General features: G+C 65.6%; 10 protein-coding genes. 3 read left to right on the forward strand and 7 right to left on the reverse strand.

What is annotated here, in order from left to right; translation table 11 throughout:
* Window positions 1–22: 22 nt before the first annotated feature.
* The 3 genes from BMW75_RS01285 to BMW75_RS01295 all read right to left on the reverse strand — a co-directional run bounded on the left by BMW75_RS01285 (window position 23) and on the right by BMW75_RS01295 (window position 10,360).
* Window positions 23–1,363 carry an aminotransferase class I/II-fold pyridoxal phosphate-dependent enzyme gene (locus BMW75_RS01285; protein ID WP_092575735.1) on the reverse strand — a complete coding sequence of 447 codons (1,341 nt, stop codon included), beginning with the start codon at window positions 1,361–1,363 and terminating at the stop codon, window positions 23–25.
* A 6-nt stretch (window positions 1,364–1,369) separates the two neighbouring features.
* Complete coding sequence (locus BMW75_RS01290; RefSeq protein WP_092575737.1) at window positions 1,370–8,980, reverse strand: type I polyketide synthase; 7,611 nt, start codon at window positions 8,978–8,980, stop codon at window positions 1,370–1,372.
* A gap of 786 nt (window positions 8,981–9,766) precedes the next feature.
* Window positions 9,767–10,360: an RBBP9/YdeN family alpha/beta hydrolase gene (locus BMW75_RS01295; protein ID WP_092575740.1), complete on the reverse strand. Its 594-nt coding sequence runs from the start codon at window positions 10,358–10,360 to the stop codon at window positions 9,767–9,769.
* Between the two features lie 266 nt (window positions 10,361–10,626).
* Between BMW75_RS01295 and BMW75_RS01300 the strand changes: the two genes are divergently transcribed.
* The gene (locus BMW75_RS01300; RefSeq protein WP_092575742.1) at window positions 10,627–11,754 is read left to right on the forward strand and encodes a branched-chain amino acid ABC transporter substrate-binding protein; all 1,128 of its coding nucleotides are present in this window, start codon (window positions 10,627–10,629) and stop codon (window positions 11,752–11,754) included.
* 143 nt (window positions 11,755–11,897) lie between these two features.
* On the opposite strand, the gene BMW75_RS01305 is transcribed toward BMW75_RS01300, so the two are convergent.
* From BMW75_RS01305 to ugpB, 4 genes are all read right to left on the reverse strand, one after another.
* Window positions 11,898–12,986 (reverse strand): sn-glycerol-3-phosphate import ATP-binding protein UgpC, encoded by a 1,089-nt coding sequence (locus BMW75_RS01305; protein ID WP_076520988.1) that lies wholly within the window; start codon window positions 12,984–12,986, stop codon window positions 11,898–11,900.
* Between the two features lie 47 nt (window positions 12,987–13,033).
* Window positions 13,034–13,885, reverse strand: a complete 852-nt coding sequence (ugpE, locus tag BMW75_RS01310; RefSeq protein WP_076520987.1) for a sn-glycerol-3-phosphate ABC transporter permease UgpE — start codon at window positions 13,883–13,885, stop codon at window positions 13,034–13,036.
* Between the two features lie 21 nt (window positions 13,886–13,906).
* A complete protein-coding gene (gene ugpA, locus BMW75_RS01315; RefSeq protein ID WP_092575745.1) occupies window positions 13,907–14,788 on the reverse strand; it encodes a sn-glycerol-3-phosphate ABC transporter permease UgpA in 882 nt (293 codons plus the stop codon).
* Window positions 14,789–15,013: 225 nt separating this feature from the next.
* Entirely contained in the window at window positions 15,014–16,327 is a 1,314-nt protein-coding gene (ugpB, locus tag BMW75_RS01320; protein ID WP_076520985.1) for a sn-glycerol-3-phosphate ABC transporter substrate-binding protein UgpB, read from the reverse strand.
* A 193-nt stretch (window positions 16,328–16,520) separates the two neighbouring features.
* Here ugpB and BMW75_RS01325 point away from each other — a divergent pair, with 193 nt between their 5' ends.
* Together BMW75_RS01325 and BMW75_RS01330 are read left to right on the forward strand one after the other, a co-directional pair.
* On the forward strand, window positions 16,521–16,865 hold the full coding sequence (locus BMW75_RS01325) for a hypothetical protein (protein ID WP_092575748.1): 345 nt from the start codon (window positions 16,521–16,523) through the stop codon (window positions 16,863–16,865).
* The gene (locus BMW75_RS01330) at window positions 16,862–17,416 is read left to right on the forward strand and encodes a queuosine precursor transporter (protein ID WP_092575751.1); all 555 of its coding nucleotides are present in this window, start codon (window positions 16,862–16,864) and stop codon (window positions 17,414–17,416) included. The genes BMW75_RS01325 and BMW75_RS01330 overlap by 4 nt, the downstream gene beginning before the upstream one ends.
* The last annotated feature ends 140 nt before the right edge of the window (window positions 17,417–17,556 follow it).

Genomic DNA, 17,556 nt, shown 5'->3' on the forward strand with positions numbered 1-17,556 from the left:
GGCGAGGGGATTGATCGAAAGATTAAAGTGAGCGAGCAAGTGCTTGAACCGTTTTTTGAATTTCGGCTTCCGAATGGGTGCAGGAGATAAAAAACCTTATTCGTGCGGCCTTTTCCGGCACGGCGGGGTACAGAATCGGTTGCGCATTTATTCCCGCGTTGAAGAGCGCCGCGGAGAGGCGCGTTGCCTTCAACGAACTCCCCATAATCGCCGGCACGACTGCCAACCCGGTACTCGTCCCCGTATCAATCCCCGCAGCCTTCGCCTGCTCCAGAAAGAACCGCCCACGCGCCTGCAGCGCCGCGACGCGCTCGGGTACTTCCTTCATCCGGCGCAACGCGGCCAGAGACGCTGCCGCGACGCTCGGCGGCATCCCTACGCTGTACAGGAACCCCGGCGCCAGGAACTTCAAATGCTCCACCAGCGCCGTTTCGCCCGCGATATACCCGCCGCACCCGGCCAGGGTCTTGCTCAACGTCCCCATCCAGATATCGACGTCCTTGCCATCCAGGTCGAAATGTTCCCGAATCCCGTAGCCACGCGCGCCCATGACACCCAGCGAATGGGCCTCGTCGACCATCAGGAAGGCGCGGTGCCGGCGCTTCACTTCGATGAAGCGGGGCAAGTCGGGGTAATCCCCGTCCATGCTGTAGATGCCTTCCAGCACGATCAGGACGCGTTCGAACTGGTGGCGTTGTTCATTCAGGATCGTGTCCAGCGCTTCCCAGTCGTTGTGAGGGAAGGGCAGGCGGCGTGCGCCGGATAGCTGGATGCCTTGCAGTACGCTGTTGTGGATCAGTTCATCGTGCAGGACCAGGTCGCGCGGGCCGAAGAGGTAGCCGATGGTCGAGACGTTGGTGGCGTGACCGCTGACGAAGGTGATCGCATCGTCCACGCCGTACAGCGCGGCGATTTCGGTTTCGAGCTCGCGGTGGATGGGACGTTCGCCGGAGACCAGGCGGCTGGCCGATACGGACGTGCCATAACGGTCGATCGCTGCCTTGGCTGCGGCGGCGACGACCGGGTCGCCTGACATGTCCAGGTAGTTATAGCTGGCGTAGTTGATGTAGCCGGTGCCGCTGATCTGGGTGCTGGCGCCGGCGGTGCCGTCGTGCAGCTTGAAGAAGGGGTTCTTGACGCCCAGGCGGCTGGCGCCGTCGTTGATGATGCGCAGTTGCTGGTATCCCGGATGGAGATGAAAGCGGTAATGCTCTTCCGGAATCTCGGCCTTTTTCTCCGCGGGGCGCGACAGCGCCTGGCCGCCTGTGCTGGCGGCTGCGCGCAGTTTGCGCTCGAGCGCCTGCTGGATGAGTTTGTCCTTGATGCCGGCGGCAAGGCCGGGCAGCTTTTTTGCGGTGCTCAATTCTGTCTACTGGATCATGCGTTGCTTGGAGAAGCTGCCGTTGAGCTTGAGCTCGTCGACGAACTCCGAGACCGAGATGGAGGTGACCTCCGCGGCGTGGCTCGCGACGACTTGATGCACGCTGGCTGCGACGGTGTCGTCGTCGGCGCTGTCGTGTTCGTCGCGCAGCAGCACGACGAGCTTCTGGGCGAGCTTGGCGGGGGTGGGGCTTTCGTTGAGCGCCATGACGGGCAGGCGGATGCCGAAGCGGTTTTCAAGCGCGACGACCAGTTCCACGCCCATGAGCGAGTCCAGGCCCAGGTCGTAGACCGAGCGGTTGGGTTCGATCTTGTCGGGTGCGACGCGCAGGATTTCGCCGATCTCGGCCTGGAGCATTTCGACGAAGCGGTCGTGCAGCGCCTCGTCGTCCAGGGTGGCGATCAGGTGGGCGATGTCGTCCGAGCCGGTCTCGTCGTCTGCGGCATCGCCGGCGTGGCGGGCGATGTCGGAGAATTTGGGCAGGCCGGCGGAGGGCAGGAAGCGGCTGAGGGCGCGCCAATCCAGCTCCAGCACGCCCAGGCCGGACGCGTCTGCCGCCAGCATGGCGTCCAACGCGTCCAGCGCGACCTGGGAGGCCAGGGCGCCGCCGCCCATGCGGCTTTGGAGGGCGTTCTTGATTTTTTCGTTGCGAGCGAGGAAGCCGACGTCATCGATGGCGCCCCAGCGCACGCAGGTGGCGGGCAGGCCTTCGGCGCGGCGTTGCGCGGCCAGGCGTTCCAGCCAGGCGTTGGCGGCGACATAGTTGCTTTGGCCGGGGTTGCCGAACAGCGTCGTGGCTGACGAATAGCAGATGAAGAGGTCCAAGGCCTGCGTGCGGGTGAGCTCGTGCAGGTGTTGGGCCCCGAGCACTTTCGCGGCCAGTGTGCGCTGGATCTGTTCCGAGGTGGCGTTGCGCGCCAGTCCGTCGTCGATGACCACGGCGGCGTGGACTACGCCCTTGAGGGGCGGCAGTGTTTGCGCCGTTTCCTGCAACAGGCGCGCGAGCGCCGCGCGGTCGGTGACGTCGCAGGCGGCGGCGTGGACGCGTACGCCGCGGGCTTCGAACGCGGAGATGGCGGCCTGGGCCGACTCGGTGGCGGGCCCGCTGCGGCTGATGAGGATCAGGTTGCGCGCGCCGCGGTCAGCCAGCCATTGCGCGGTGCGCAGGCCAAAGCCGCCGAGGCCGCCGGTGACGAGGTAGGTCGCTTCGGCGGGCAGCGTCAGGCCGGGTGCGGTCCGGGCGTGTGGGTGATGGACGCCGCTGATGCCATTGCGATAGGTGACGACGATCTTGCCGATCTGGCGGGCCTGCTGCATGTAGCGGAAGGCGTCGACGATGTCGTTGGCGTCGAAGACGGCATACGGCAGCGGATGCAGCGCGCCCTGGCGGAACAGGTCCATCATCTGCCCGAACAGGCGCTGGGTCAGGTCGGGCCGCTCGTTCATCAACTGGTCGGCGTCGATGCCGAAGTAGCTGATGTTGTTGCGGAACGGACGCAATCCGATGCGGGTGTTCTCGTAGAAATCGCGCTTGCCTAGTTCCAGGAAGCGGCCGAAAGGCTTGAGCACGCGCAGATTGCGGTTGATGGCTTCGCCCGCCAGCGAGTTCAACACGACGTCGACGCCGCGTCCGCCGGTGTCGGCGAGGATTTCGTCGGCGTAGGACAGCGAGCGCGAATCGTAGATGTGCTGCACGCCCAAGAGGCGCAGCAGATCGCGCTTTTCGTCGGAACCGGCCGTGGCGTAGATCTCGGCGCCGAGACATTGGGCGAATTGGATGGCGGCAATGCCGACACCGCCCGCGGCGCCGTGGATCAGGATTTTCTCGCCTTCTTCGAGGCGCGCCAGGTGGTGCAGCGCGTAATAGACGGTGAAGAAGGTGCTGGGGATCGTGGCCGCGGCTTCGAACGAAAAGCCGTCGGGGATGTGGGAGATGGCATTGGGCCGCGTCAGCACGCGGTCACCGAAGCTGGCGGGGCCGAAGCCGACGACAGCGTCGCCCACCTGGTAGCCGCCTGCGTCGGGGCCGACGCGGGTGATCGTGCCGGAGAATTCCAGGCCCAGGGTGGGACCGGCGAAGCCGTTTTCGATGGCTTCGTCGGACAGCAGGCCCAGCGCGTACATGACGTCGCGGAAGTTCAAGCCGGTGGCTTCGATGCGCACTTCGAGCTCGTCGTTGACCGGGGCGGGCGCCGCGCAGGATTCCCAGCGCAGGTTGCGCAACTGGCCCGGGAATTCGAAGCCCAGGCGCACGGCCTGGCCTTCGGAGGGCTGGGCAATCGCAGGGCGTGGGGTGATGCGCATGCGGGGGGCATAGCGCTCGCCGCCCGGTGCAAGAAGGATTTCGTCCTCGTTGTCCGGGGTCGTCAGTTCGCGCGTCAGGGCGTCGGCCATCTGGCCCGCCACGGCCAGCGGCAGGTCGACCATGCGGACGCGGAAATTGGATGCTTCATTGGCCAGGGTGCGGCCGTAGCCCCACAGCGAGGCGTCGTTCAGGGCGTGCATGCCCGCGGTTTGCGGCGCTTGGCGCAGGTACTGCGCGGCGTCGGCGGTGATGAGCCACAGGGTGGCGGGCACTTGCGTGCGTTCGCACGCCTGGATGGCGGCGGCAGCCACGGCGCAGCGGCGCGTCTGCTTGGCGAGCAGTTCGTCGGGCTTCTCGTGCGCGTCGGCCCAGGCGAGGCCGTCCAGGTGCACGATGTGCTGCACCGGACCCGAGGCGTCGCCGGCCAGCAGGGCGTCAAGGGCCTGGGGTGCGACATTGGCTTCCAGCCGGACCTTGTGGCCCGCGGCGGCCAGGGCGTCCTTGAGCGAATGCGCAAGGTTCAAGCCATGCTCGGGGTTCTTGTCGCCAAGAATCAGCCAACGCGCCGGCTCGGCCGCGGCCGCGGCGGGTTCGGCGCAGGCGTCGGCATTCAGGCGGGCGGTCAGGACATAGGCGCCGGTCGCCGGGGCCTGCGCAAAATCGAGCACGTCTGCGCATTGCAGGCCCAAGCCCTGCAATTCCTCTTGCCAGAAGGCCGCGGGCTGCTGGGTGGAAAGCCGTTCGCCGTGCTCGCCGCGCTGCCACCACTGCGCACGCGCGCCGAAGACGAAGTCGGCCCAGGCGGCCGGGTGCGCGGCGCAGAACAGCAGCAGGCCGCCATCGCGCAGGCTGCCGCGGGCGTGCCGGAGCGCGTTGCGGGCGGCGTCCAGGGTGTTGAAGTCGCAGTGGAAGATGACCAGATCGTGGCGCGCGACGGGCGCGGCGCCGTTCTCGGTGACGCTTTCGGTGCGGGCGTGGGGATAGCGCTCGGCCTGTTGGGCGGCGACGTGATCCAGGGCGTCCGCGTCGGTCGACGCGTAGGTGTAGTCCGCCACGTCGAAGTCGAGCGCATCGCAGCAGCTGAAGTTGAACAGCGGCGTGGCCTGGCCGATCTCCATCACGGCAAGGCGCTGCCCCGGCAGGCGCGCCGCCTGAGCGGCTTCCAGCACGTTGCGCAGTGCGATGCCCAGGGTCTGGCCGCTGGCCGTGCCAAGCAGGCTGCGGGTGATGGTGGCCGGGGAGGTCGCGCGCGGGCAGATCTCTTCCACCGACGCCTCGCCGCGCAGTAGCGCGGGCAAGTGCAGGCCGATGCGGCCGACGGCGTGGACGATCTGCGCGTAGTCCGGGTACTCGCGCAGCAAGGTGTTCCAGATATCGGTCGCGCCGCTGTCGGCATCGGGGTCGGCGGATACGGCGATGCCCGACGCCTGCGAGTCGGCATGGCCGGCAGCGGACAGCCTGTCCACGAGATATTGCAGCAGCGGCGCGGCGCCGGGCGTGTGTCGGCCCATGTCAGCCAGCAGGGCCTGCGGAATCTGCCGTCCGTCCGGTGCAAGGGCGCGCAGGGCGTCCAACGCGAAGCTGTCGCACAGGCTTTCCAGCAGCGGGTCGACTTCTTCCGCGTAGCGCGCATGCGCGCCGCCCGTCCTGCATTGGTCGATCGCCTTGGCTAGCGCCGTGCGCAAGGCGCCGTGGTCGATCGGGTTGGCGCCAAAGGGGGCATGCGGGCGCGGAACGGCGACCGTGTCCAGAAAGCTCAGGTGGTCGGCCGCCGCCTTGCGCAAGCGGATGCTTCGGAAGCGGGCTTGTTCGACGGCGGCGATCTGCTCGCCCTGGGCGTTGTACAGCTCGAAGGTGGCCGTGAGCGAATGCGGGGCGCGGCGCTCCAGCCGCACGCGCGCGGCGGTCGGCTGGCCAGCCTTGGCGCGCAGGCTCAGGCGCCCGATCTTGGACGGCACATAGGCGATGCCCTGGCCCATGGCCGCGTCTTTCTTGAGCAACTGGATGATGAGCTGGAAGGCACAGTCCAGCAGGGCGGGGTGCAAGTGCGTGGCGTCCAGCTCGGCGTCCAGGCAGGCGTCGGCCTCCAGCACGGCCAGCACGCTGGTCTCGGATTCCATCCAGCCATGCTTGACGGCCTGGAAGGCCGGACCGTAGTCCAGGCCCACCGCGCACGTCAGCGCGTTGTGGCTTTCGCGAGTGAAGTCGGGCGCGCGTGCCGGCAGGGTCAGCGCGGGCTGCGTCAGGCGAGCCAGGCGGGGTTCGCGCAGCAGTCGGCCGCTGGCGTGCCTGACCCACGGCTCGGTGCTGCCGATGTCCTTGGCGTTGATGCGGAAGCGGCCGTCGCTGTTGTCGAGCTGCATGCGCAGCACCTTGCTGGGGGCGGCGCCGAGCAGCAGCGGGCTGTGGATCTCCAGCTCTTCGAATTCGGCGCAGTCGGCGCTGCCGCCTTGCCAGCGCAGCGCGGCGGCCAGTGCGACCTCGGCAAAGCCGGTGGCCGGAAACACCACGGCGTCGCCGACGACGTGGTCGGCCAGCAAGGGGTGCGACTGCGTGTCGAGCTGGTTTTCCCAGGTGTGCTCATGCTGATGCATGGCGTAGCCCAGCAGGGGGTGCACCAGGCGGCGCGTAAGCAGGCCGAGCGATTCCGGCGTGGTCGGGTGCCAATGGCGTTCGCGTTGCCAGGGGTAGGTCGGCAGATCCACCGCGGGCGCGGCCCACGGAAAGAGCGAGGCCATGTCGAGCTGGCCACCGGCCACGATGACCTGTCCGGCGGCGCCCCAGATCTTCTCCGGATCGTCGGCGCCGCGCGTGGCGGTACTCAGCACGCTGCCCGGCATGTCGGCCGTCTTGAGCGTGTCGTTCAGGTACGAACGCAGCACGGGGTGCGGGCCGATTTCGATGTAGATGTTGTTGCCGTCGGCGGCCAGTTGATTGGCGGACTGTTCGAATCGAACGGCCTCGCGCACGTTGCGCCACCAATAGGCGGCATCCAGTGCGGCCCCGTCGAGCGGCGTGCCCGTGACGGTGGAATAAAACGGTACGTCGCTCGTGCGCGGCCGGATGTCGGCGAGCGATTCGCGGATGCCTGCCTCGATGGCGTCCATCGCGGGGCTGTGAAAAGCGTAGTCCAGGTCCAGGCGGCGGTAGAACACGGATTGTTCCGCCAGCGCGGCCTCAAGCACGGCCAGGGAGTCGGGCGCGCCCGCCACCGTGGCGCCACGGCTGCTGTTGAAGCCCGCTACGCATACGTGCTGGGCCAGTCCATGCTCGGCGATCAGGGCAAGCGCCTGCTCGCCGCTGATGCCCACGGCGGTCATGCGGCCCAGGCCCTTGGTCTGCCCTTGAAGGCGGCTGCGCTGGAAGATGACGCGAACCGCATCGGGCAGCGTCAGGGCGCCGCAAGCCCAGGCGGCCGCGACTTCACCGACGCTGTGGCCGATGACGGCCACCGGGACGACGCCGCGCTGCGCCAGCATCCGGGTGATGCCGACCTGCAGCGCAAACAGGGCGGGCTGGGCGAATTCGGTGCGCTGGTAGCGATGATCGCCATTTTCGCCGGCCAGTTCCGCGCGCAACGAGAAGTCGGCGTACTGCGCGAATTGCGCGTCCACGTCGTCGATCGCGGTGGCAAACACCGGGTCGGCCAGCAGGCGGCGTCCCATGTTGGCCCATTGCGAGCCGTTGCCGGAGTAGACGAACACCGGGCCGCGCGCGTGCGCCAGCGCGCTGCCGGTTACCACGCCCGCCTTGGGATCGCCGCTGTCGGCGAATTGCTGGAGGGCTTCGGCGACCGTATCGCACTGCGTGCCGAACACGACGGCGCGTTCGCCGTGCCAATCGCGCCGCATGGCCGCATGGTAGGCGGCGTTGTACAGGAACCTTGCGGGCTGTCCGCGCAGGACGCCGGCCATCTGGCCGGCCGCGGCCTTCAAGGCGGGTATGGACTTGCCCGATACCAGCACGGGGATCGGGGCGGTCTTGACGATCTTGCCTTCGGCGGCGGGGCTGCGCGGCGGCGCGCTTTCCAGGATGACGTGCGCGTTGGCGCCGCCAAAGCCAAACGAGTTGACCCCGACCACCAGCTTTCCGGTGGGACGCAGTTTGCGGTTCTGCGTGACGACGTCCAGGTTCCAGTTCTGGAACTCGATCTTGGGGTTGAGGGTTCTGATGCCGATGGTGGCGGGCACCTCGCGGTGCTGCAGGACGTGCAGCGCCTTGACCAGCCCGGCGACCCCGGAGGCCGCCTCCAGGTGGCCCAGGTTGCTTTTCACCGAACCGATCGGCAGGGGGGCTCCCTTGTCTCGCTGCTGCGCCAGGGCCAGGCCGATGGCGCGGGTTTCGATGGGATCGCCGACAGCCGTGCCGGTGCCGTGGGCTTCCAGGTAGTCGATTTCGGACGGGGCAATGCCGGCCTGTTCGTAGACCTGGCGCATCAGCGCGGCCTGGGCCTCGACGCTGGGCACGGTCAGGCCGGATTTTCGGCCGTCGGTGTTGACGGCCGTGCCTGCCACCACCGCCAGGATGTTGTCGCCGTCGGCGACCGCCTGGTCGTAATCCTTCAGCAGGAACATGCCGCCGCCTTCGGAGCGGACATAGCCGTCGCCGGAGGCGTCAAAGACGTTGCAGCGGCCGCGCGGGGACAGCATGGACGCCTTGGAGAAGGTGATGAACCCGTAGGGATGCAGGTGCAGGCTGACGCCGCCCGCCAAGGCCTGCGTGCATTCGCCCGACAGGATGGCCCGGCACGCCTGGTGAAAGGCGACCAGCGAGGACGAGCACGCGGTGTCCATGGCGATGCTGGGACCGCGCAGGTCTAAGAAATAGGACAGGCGGTTTGCGGCGATGCTGGCGGTGTTGCCGGTGGCCATCGACGCGTCGACGGCGCCCAGGTCCTCGGCCAGGCGATAGGCGTAGTCGCTGCTGGCGATGCCGATGTAGACGCCGCAATCGGAGCCGCGCAGGGTGGAAGACGGGATGCCGGCGTGCTCCAGCGCTTCCCAGCTCATTTCCAGCAACAGCCGCTGCTGAGGATCCATGAGCGCGGCTTCGCGCGGAGAAATGCCAAAAAACGCCGCGTCGAATCCGGAAACGTCGCCGATGGAGCCGGCGGCAAACGTGTAGGCGGTGCCGGGATGGTCCTTCGCGGGATGCAGGTAGGCGTCGGCCGACCAGCGGTCTTTTTCGACACGGGTCACCAGATCGCGGCCTTCCAGGAGGGCCGGCCAATAGCTGTCATTGGTGGTGCTGGGAAACCGGAACGAAAGTCCGATGATGGCGACGCGTTTACGCATGCGAAGTCCTTCAAGCCCCGCAGCGCGGCGGCGGGTGAGTAAGCAATGGCGGTGGAGCGGATACGGGGATCGCAGGGGCGCCGATCAGGGGGCGCGCGTCATGCGCGCCTCGGCTGGCGGAAAGGCGAAAGCCCACGACGACAGTCAATCGCGGGCCGTTCAGCCGGGGATGACGGGACGATCCAGTCCGGAATGCGGTAGCAGCGTGGAGTCGCCGTGGAGCGGGGAGTTGCGCCGTAGCCGGGGCGCGAGGGTAATGCTCTGCTGATTCATTTTTGATGCCGGTCTTGCGCCGGGGGTGGGACTGCGCCGCTCGCACCTAAATACCAAGCAAAGCGGGGTAGTGTTGCGGCCCGGACGCCGTGACATTTGGATAAATAGAAGGCGATTTTACTATATGTATCGAATTCGACCGAATCGGGTTCTGCTGCGAGTGCGGTAATCGCCCGGATTGGGCCTTCAATAGCAGCAAATTCGCTTCTACGCGGTCAATGCGGGCGCCAGCATAACAACTACTTGTAACTGCATTGGCGCAAAATTCGACAAATCACTTCAATGATGCCCAGATTCGGACATTTCATTTGGCCGAATAAAGATAATCGCTAGCGTTTATTAACGAATATCGAAGCGCAGAATCGATTTGAAGGGTATCTGCGAATAAATGTGTAAACGTATGCAATTGCGTGGCGAAAATGCCCCAGTAAGCGCGAGGGCGCTGGGATATGTATGGCCTGGCGGCGGCTGGGCGACGCCGTCGCGTGGCATGCACGACGCCGGGAGAACCGCTTACAGTCCGTACACCGGAATGGGCGGGATGCGTTTGGGGGGCGGGGGGATACGCCAGGAGGCTCTTCGCCGCAGGGCGCCCAGCAGTTTCAATCCTTGCGGCCAGTCGGCAAGGCCGCTGTCCGCATTGAGGTGGCCGGCGCCCGGGATGACGACGATGCGGCTACCCCAGTCGGCGGCGAAAGCCATGGCGCGGTCCAGCGAGCAGTAGGGATCGTTATCGCTGGCGACCACCACGCTCTGGAACGGCAGGGGCTGGCGGGGAACCGGGGCGAAGCCGCGCAGGCATGGCGGGGTGTCGGGACGTTCGACGTCCGCGGGCGCGACGAGCAGCGCGCCGGCGACCTTGGCCCGAAGCGGCACGGGCAGGGCGGCGCTGATCAGGCAGCCGAGGCTGTGCGCGATGAGCAGCACCGGGCTGCGTGCTTCGTCGACGCTGGCGGTCAGGCTGGAAATCCAATCGGCGGCGCACGGGTTGTCCCAATCGTGCTGCTCGATGCGCCGGGCATGGGGCATGACGGCCTGCCAACGGGATTGCCAGTGATCGGGGCCGGAGTTTTTCCAGCCCGGGACGATTATCGGTTGGAGTCTCATGCGGCACATGATGCCGCCGCGCTTTAGTAACTCAAACGAATTAATCGTCTTTTGCATATACGGCGTTCGGAATAAAGCGGGGCGTGGCGGCGATGCCGCGGCGCAATACGAAACGGCGGCAAAACCGCCCCGGAACCGGCCAAAAGCCGCGATATTTCAGTGTATGCTTGCCGTGCAAATGCACTGTCTCGGGCGCGACATCAACGATATCCGGCCGTCCGCTCGTTGACGGATCAACGATTACAAGTCATTCGAGGAGTCCACTCATGAAGCCAGTATTCCGTCTGACCCCGGTCATTGCAGCGCTGGGCGTCGCCGCTGGTTTGGCGTTTGGCGCGGCCGCGCACGCCCAGACCATCAAGATCGGCGTCGTCGGCCCCACCACCGGCGCGGTCACGCAGTATGGCGATATGGTCCGTGAAGGGGTCGATACCGCGGTCGAGCGCATCAATGCCGCCGGCGGCGTCAATGGCAAGAAGCTGGAAACCGTGGTGATCGACGACGGCTGCGAGCCCAAGCAGGGTCCCGTCGCCGCCAATCGCGTGGTCAACAGCAAGATCGGTTTCGTGGTGGGCCACGTGTGCTCGGGCGCGACGATCGCCGCCGCCGACATCTACAACAACGAAGGCGTGGTGATGATCACCCCGTCCGCCACGTCGCCGGCCGTGACCGACGGCAAAAACTACGAGTTCATCTTCCGCACCATCGGGCGCGACGACCAGCAAGGCCCCGCCGCCGCCAAGTTCATCCTCGAAAAGATCAAGCCCAAGAAGGTCGCCGTGCTGCACGACAAGCAGTCGTATGGCCAGGGCATCGCCACCGCGGTCAAGAACGACCTCGAGAAGGGCGGCGTGACCGTTGCCGTCTTCGAAGGCATCAACGCCGGCGACAGCGACTATTCGGCGGTCATCACCAAGCTCAAGAGCCAGGGCGTGGACTTCGTCTATTACGGCGGCTATCACCCCGAGATGGGGCTGCTGCTGCGCCAGTCGGCCGAGCAGGGCGTGAAGGCCAAGTGGATGGGGCCGGAAGGCACCGGCAACCCGGACATCAATGCCATCGCGGGCGACGCCGTCGAAGGCATGCTGCTGACGCTGCCGGCGGACTTTACCCAGAACGCCGCCAACGCCGACATCGTGAAGGCGTTTGAAGCCAAGAAGCGCAATGCCGGCGGCGCGTTCCAGATGACCGCCTACACGGCCACCCAGCTCATCGCGGACGGCATCAAGGGCGCGGGCTCGGACGATCCCACCAAGGTCGCGAAGTACCTGCATTCGAACACCTTCGACACGCCGATCGGCAAGGTGTCGTGGAACAAGCAGGGCGACCTGACGAACTTCCAGTTCGACGTGTTCGTCTGGCACAAGGACGGCTCCAAGACCGTCTACAAGTAAACCGCGGCGCGACGGGTCCTGCGGGGCCCGTCCCGTGCACGGGCGGCGCCTGCCTGGCGCCCGAATAAAAACCGGGCCGCAAGCGTTTCGCTTGCGGCCCGGTTTTTTTGTGCGGCAAAGAAGCGCGGCGTCTCGCTGCCGGCTTACAAGCCTTGCACGCGGCGGCCCGTGTCGGCCTCGAACCAGTGCAGGGGATGGCGGCCGTCGGGGCCGACATTGACGCGGGCGCCGACCTTGGCGGACGACTCGGACAACTGGCGCGTCGTGCAGCGCACCACCAGCGTGCTCTTGCCGCAGCGGCAGTGGACGAGCTGTTCCGAGCCCAGGGTTTCGACCATTTCGACTTCGGCGGGAATGCCCTGCGTATTGAGCAGCATGTGCTCGGGACGCATGCCCATGATGACCTTGCGGCCGCGCACCTGCGAAGGCACCTGCAGCGGCGAGATTTCGAGATCGTTGCCGTCGGCCGTCTTGACCGTGCCGTCGCCGGCCACCTGCACTTCCATGAGGTTCATCGGGGGCGAGCCGATGAAGCCGGCCACGAACGTGGAGGCGGGCTTTTCGAAGACTTCCATGGGGGTGCCGATCTGCTCGGGCACGCCCTGGTACATGACGATCATGCGATGCGCCAGCGTCATGGCCTCGACCTGGTCGTGCGTGACGTACAGGCTGGTGGTGCCCAGGCGGCGATGCAGCTTCATGATTTCGAGGCGCATCGCCACGCGCAGCTTGGCGTCCAGGTTGGACAGGGGCTCGTCGAACAGGAACACCTTGGGTTCGCGCACGATGGCGCGGCCCATGGCGACGCGCTGGCGCTGGCCGCCCGAGAGGGCGCGCGGACGGCGGTCCAGCAGGTGGCCCAGTTCGAGGATCTGCGCGGCGATGTCGACGCGCTTTTTGATCTCGTCCTTGGAGAACTTGCGGATCTTCAAGCCGTACGCCATGTTCTCGAACACGGTCATGTGCGGGTAGAGCGCGTAGTTCTGGAACACCATTGCGATGTCGCGTTCGGCCGGTTCCAGGGTGTTGACCACCTTGTCATCGATGACGATTTCGCCGCTGGTGACGGTCTCCAGGCCGGCGACCATGCGCATCAGCGTGGATTTGCCGCAGCCCGACGGGCCGACGATGACGATGAATTCACCGTCCTTGACGTCCATGTCGATGCCATGGATGACCGGCACGTTGCCGGCATAGGTTTTCTTGACGTTGCGGAAGCTGAGAGTAGCCATGAGTTATTCGTGTTCGGAGTCGTGTTCGGATGGGCGCGGCGTGGGGGTCATTTCTCAGTGTCGACCAAGCCCTTGACGAACCATTTCTGCATCAGGATGACGACCAGCGCCGGCGGGATCATGGCGAGCATGGCGGTGGCCATGGTGATGTTCCATTCGGTCACGCTGTCGCCGCCGCTGATCATCCGCTTGATGCCGATGACGACGGGGTACATGTCTTCCTGGGTGGTGACGAGCAGCGGCCACAGGTATTGGTTCCAGCCGTAGATGAACTGGATCACGAACAGGGCGGCGATGCTGGTCTTGGACAGCGGCAGCAGCACGTCGCGGAAGAACCGCACGGGCCCCGCGCCGTCGATGCGCGCGGCCTCGATCAGCTCGTCCGGCACCGTCAGGAAGAACTGGCGGAACAGGAACGTCGCCGTGGCCGACGCGATGAGCGGCAGCGTCAGGCCCGCGTAGCTGTTGAGCAGCCCCAGATCGGCCACGACCTTGTAGGTGGGCGCGATGCGGACTTCGACCGGCAGCATCAGCGTGACGAAAATCATCCAGAAAAAGAACATGCGGCCGGGAAAGCGGAAGTACACGACCGCGAATGCCGACAGCAGCGAGATGGCGATCTTGCCGAGCGAGATCGCCAGCGCCATGATCAGGCTCACGTACATCATGCGGCCGACGGGCGCGCCCGACGAACCGCCGGACGATCCGCCGAACAGGGCTTTCATGTAGTTGTCCACGAAGTGCGGACCGGGGATCAGGGACATCGGCGCCTGAGCGACTTCCTGCGCGGTCTGGGTGGACGCGACGAAAGTGACGTAGAGCGGAAATGCCACCATCGCCACGCCGCAAAGCAGAATGACGTGGGCCAGAATATCCAGCCAGGGACGGCGTTCAACCATTGTTATCAGCCTCGGACAAAATCAATACTGCACTTTGCGGTCGACGTAGCGGAACTGCACGACCGTCAAGGCAACCACAATGAACATCAGGACGACGGACTGGGCGGCGGACGAACCGAGGTCCAGGCCGCGGAAGCCGTCGCTGTACACCTTGTAGACCAGGATCGAGGTCGCCGTGCCCGGGCCGCCTTGCGTCGTCGTGTCGATCACGGCGAAGGTATCGAAGAAGGCGTAGATGATGTTGACCACCAGCAGGAAGAACGTGGTGGGCGACAGCAGCGGGAAGACGATGGTCCAGAAGCGGCGCGCCGGGCTGGCGCCGTCGATCGCGGCGGCTTCGATCAGCGAGCGCGGAATCGATTGCAGGCCGGCCAGGAAGAACAGGAAGTTGTAGGAGACCTGCTTCCAGACGGCCGCGATGATCACCAGGATCATGGCCTGGTTGCCGTCCAGGCGGGGGTTCCAGTCCACGCCCGACTTGCGCAGGGCTACGGCCAGGATGCCGACGGAAGGCGAGAACAGGAACAGCCACAGCACGCCGACCACGGCGGGCGCGACGGCGTAGGGCCAGATGAGGAGGGTCTTGTAGAGTCCGGCGCCGCGGATCACGCGGTCGGCCATCACGGCCAGCACCAGGGACACGCCAAGGCCGACGCCGGCCACCAGCACCGAAAACACGGCGGTGACGCGGAAGGAATCGAGGTAGCTCTGTTGCGAGAACAGTTCGACGAAGTTGTCCAGGCCAACGAACTGCGAGGAAAGGCCGAAGGGGTCTTCAAGGCGCATGGACTGCCACATGGCTTGTCCGGCGGGCAGGAAGAAGAACACCACGGTAATGATCAACTGCGGCAGTAGCAGCAGATAGGGCAAGGTCTTGTGCCCGAATACAACGCGTTTTTCCATAGGGGGAACCCAAGGTACAGAAAAGCGGCGGTTGGAATAACCGCCGCCTGAAACCGCCAGCGCGCGTGCCGCGCGAGGCGCCCGGAGCCCGAAAAGCACCGGCACTCATAAAAACACGATAGGCTTAAAGCCCTAAAAAAACCAGGGCTTTAAGCCTCGTAAGTCCTTGTCGCGACATGGAAAATGCCGATTGACAAGGCGGCGGTCAGATCGCGCGAAAGGGCGTTACTTTACACTCTTCTCGAACTTTTCCAGCAACTCGTTGCCGCGCTTGACGATGTTCTCGGCGCCGTCCTTGGCCGAGACCTTGCCCGAAACGATGCGTTCGATTTCGGCGTCTTCGATTTCGCGGATCTGCGGCAGGAAGCCCAGGCGCAGGCCGCGCGATTGGGCGGTGGTTTCGACGTTGAGCTGCTTGACGCCGACTTCGGTGCCCGGGTTCTTGTCGTAGAAGCCTTCCTTCTTGGTCAGCTCGTAGGCGGCCTTGGTGACGGGCACGTAGCCGGTCTGCTGGTGCCAGCGGGCGGCGATTTCCGGGCTGGCCAGGAACTTGAAGAATTCGGTCACGCCCTTGTAGACCTCGGGCTTCTTGTTGGCGAAGACCCACAGCGAAGCGCCGCCGATGATGGTGTTCTGCGGCGCGCCCTTGACGTCGGCGTAGTAGGGCAGCGTGGAGGTGCCGAATTCGAACTTCGCGTTCTTGGCGATGTTGGCGCGCAGGCCGGACGAGCCGGTGATCATGGCGCACTTGCCGCTGATGAAGAGCGAGTTGGGCTCGTCGCCGCGGCCGCCGTACATGAAGATGCCTTCCTTGCCCAGCTTGGCGAGGTTTTCCAGGTGGCGCACGTGCAGCGGGGTGTTGATGGCGATGCGCGCATCCAGGCCGCCGAAGCCGTTGTCCTTGGTGGCGTACGGCACGTTATGCCAGGCCGAGAAGGTCTCGAGCTGGGTCCACGACGGCCAGGACGTGGTGTAGCCGCATTCCTGGCCCGCGGCCTTCAGCTTCTGGCCGGCGGCGGCCAGCTCTTCCCAGGTCTTGGGGGGATTGTCGGCGTCCAGGCCGGCCTTCTTGAAGGCGTCCTTGTTGTAGTAGAAGACCACGGTCGAACTGTTGAAGGGCATCGACACCAGCTTGCCGTCGGCCGACGAGTAATAACCGGCCACGGCGCCAATGAATTCCTTCGGGTCGATCGGGTTGCCGGCTTCTTCGGACATCTGCTGCACCGGCTTGATGGCGCCCTTGGCGTACATCATGGTGGCGGTGCCGACTTCGAAGACCTGCAGGATGTCCGGGGCGTTGCCGGCGCGGAACGCGGCGATGCCGGCGTTCATGGATTCACCGTAGTTGCCCTTGTAGATGGCCTTGACCTGGTAGTCGGGGTTTTTCTTGTTGAATTCATCGACCAGGCCATTGACGCGGTCGCCCAGGGCGCCTTCCATCGAATGCCAGAACTGGATCTCGGTGGCCGCATGCGCGGAAGCGCCGGCGAAAGCCGTCATGATGGCGGCAAATGTCAGGGCAATACGGTGGGATCGCATAAATGGGTTCTCCAGTTGGGCGTGTTGCGAACGGGGTGTCCGGCCGCATGAAACACGACACCTTATGAATTGTTTGTGACAAAACCGTGACTTTCACATCCCTACAAACGCCTGTCAAATTGCGCGTTTCAGGCGCGAACGAACATTTTGTATCCGCTTTGCCCGGGAATTGGACCGATTACAATCGCCGCCTATGAAAAACGAACTTTCGATTGCGTTCATCGGCAAGGGCGGCAACCGCGGCATCGGCGACGCCCCGGCCCGTCGGGCGGCGGGCCGGCCCGGCAGAGTATGCGCCGCCAATGACCGTCATGTCATTGACATAAACCAGGATGCCCGGGGCGCCTGGACGGCGGCCGGCCGGCCTGTCGCCGCGGCTTGCGGCAGCGCGCTTGCGCGCTCGCGCGCGCGCAGGTTCGCGGTCACTGCACGGAACATCGAAGACGGTGTGGCTTGCGCGCGTCAGTCGCGGCAAGACGACACTTTGGCGGTCCGCGTGGCGGCGTGGACGGCGCTGGCCGGGGGGGCGGGCAAATGACCGCGGACGTTGCGCGCTTTCCCGCCATGACCCGTACCCAGTTCGGGGTCTCGGTGCTGTGCATGCTGGCCGTGGTGGTGGGCTCCAACATCCTGGTCCAGGTGCCGCTCAATGATTGGCTGACCTGGGGCGGGCTGTCATATCCCGTGGCGTTCCTGGTCACCGACGTGCTGAATCGCCGGTTCGGGCCGGCCGCGGCCCGCCGGGTGGTGTGGTTCGGCTTTGCGGCCGCGCTGGTGGTGTCGGTCTGGGTGGCGTCGCCGCGCATCGCGCTGGCCTCGGGCCTGGCCTATCTGTGTGCGCAGCTCGTCGACATCCAGGTGTTCGACCGGTTGCGCGACCAGCGCTGGTGGCGCGCGCCGCTGGCGTCGGGCGTGCTGGGCGCGATCCTGGACACGGCGGTGTTCTTCAGCGTGGCGTTCGCGGCGAGCGGGGCGCCCTGGGTGACGTGGATGCTGGGCGACTTGGCGATCAAGCTGGCGGTCAATATCAGCATGCTGGCGCCGTTCCGCGCGCTGATGTGGAATCTGGCGCGGCCTGCGAACGCCTAGGCTTGCGCATCGTCTGGCGCCGTTCATGCGCGCGCCCATGGCATGTTTTCATGCCGGGGCGCGCGTTTTTATATTGGTGCGCCGCGAATGCATTGCATTATTAACGTGTGCATTAATCAGGTGCGATGCAGCACGTTGTG

It is taken from the genome of Achromobacter sp. NFACC18-2, assembly GCF_900108985.1.
Lineage (GTDB): Bacteria > Pseudomonadota > Gammaproteobacteria > Burkholderiales > Burkholderiaceae_B > Achromobacter.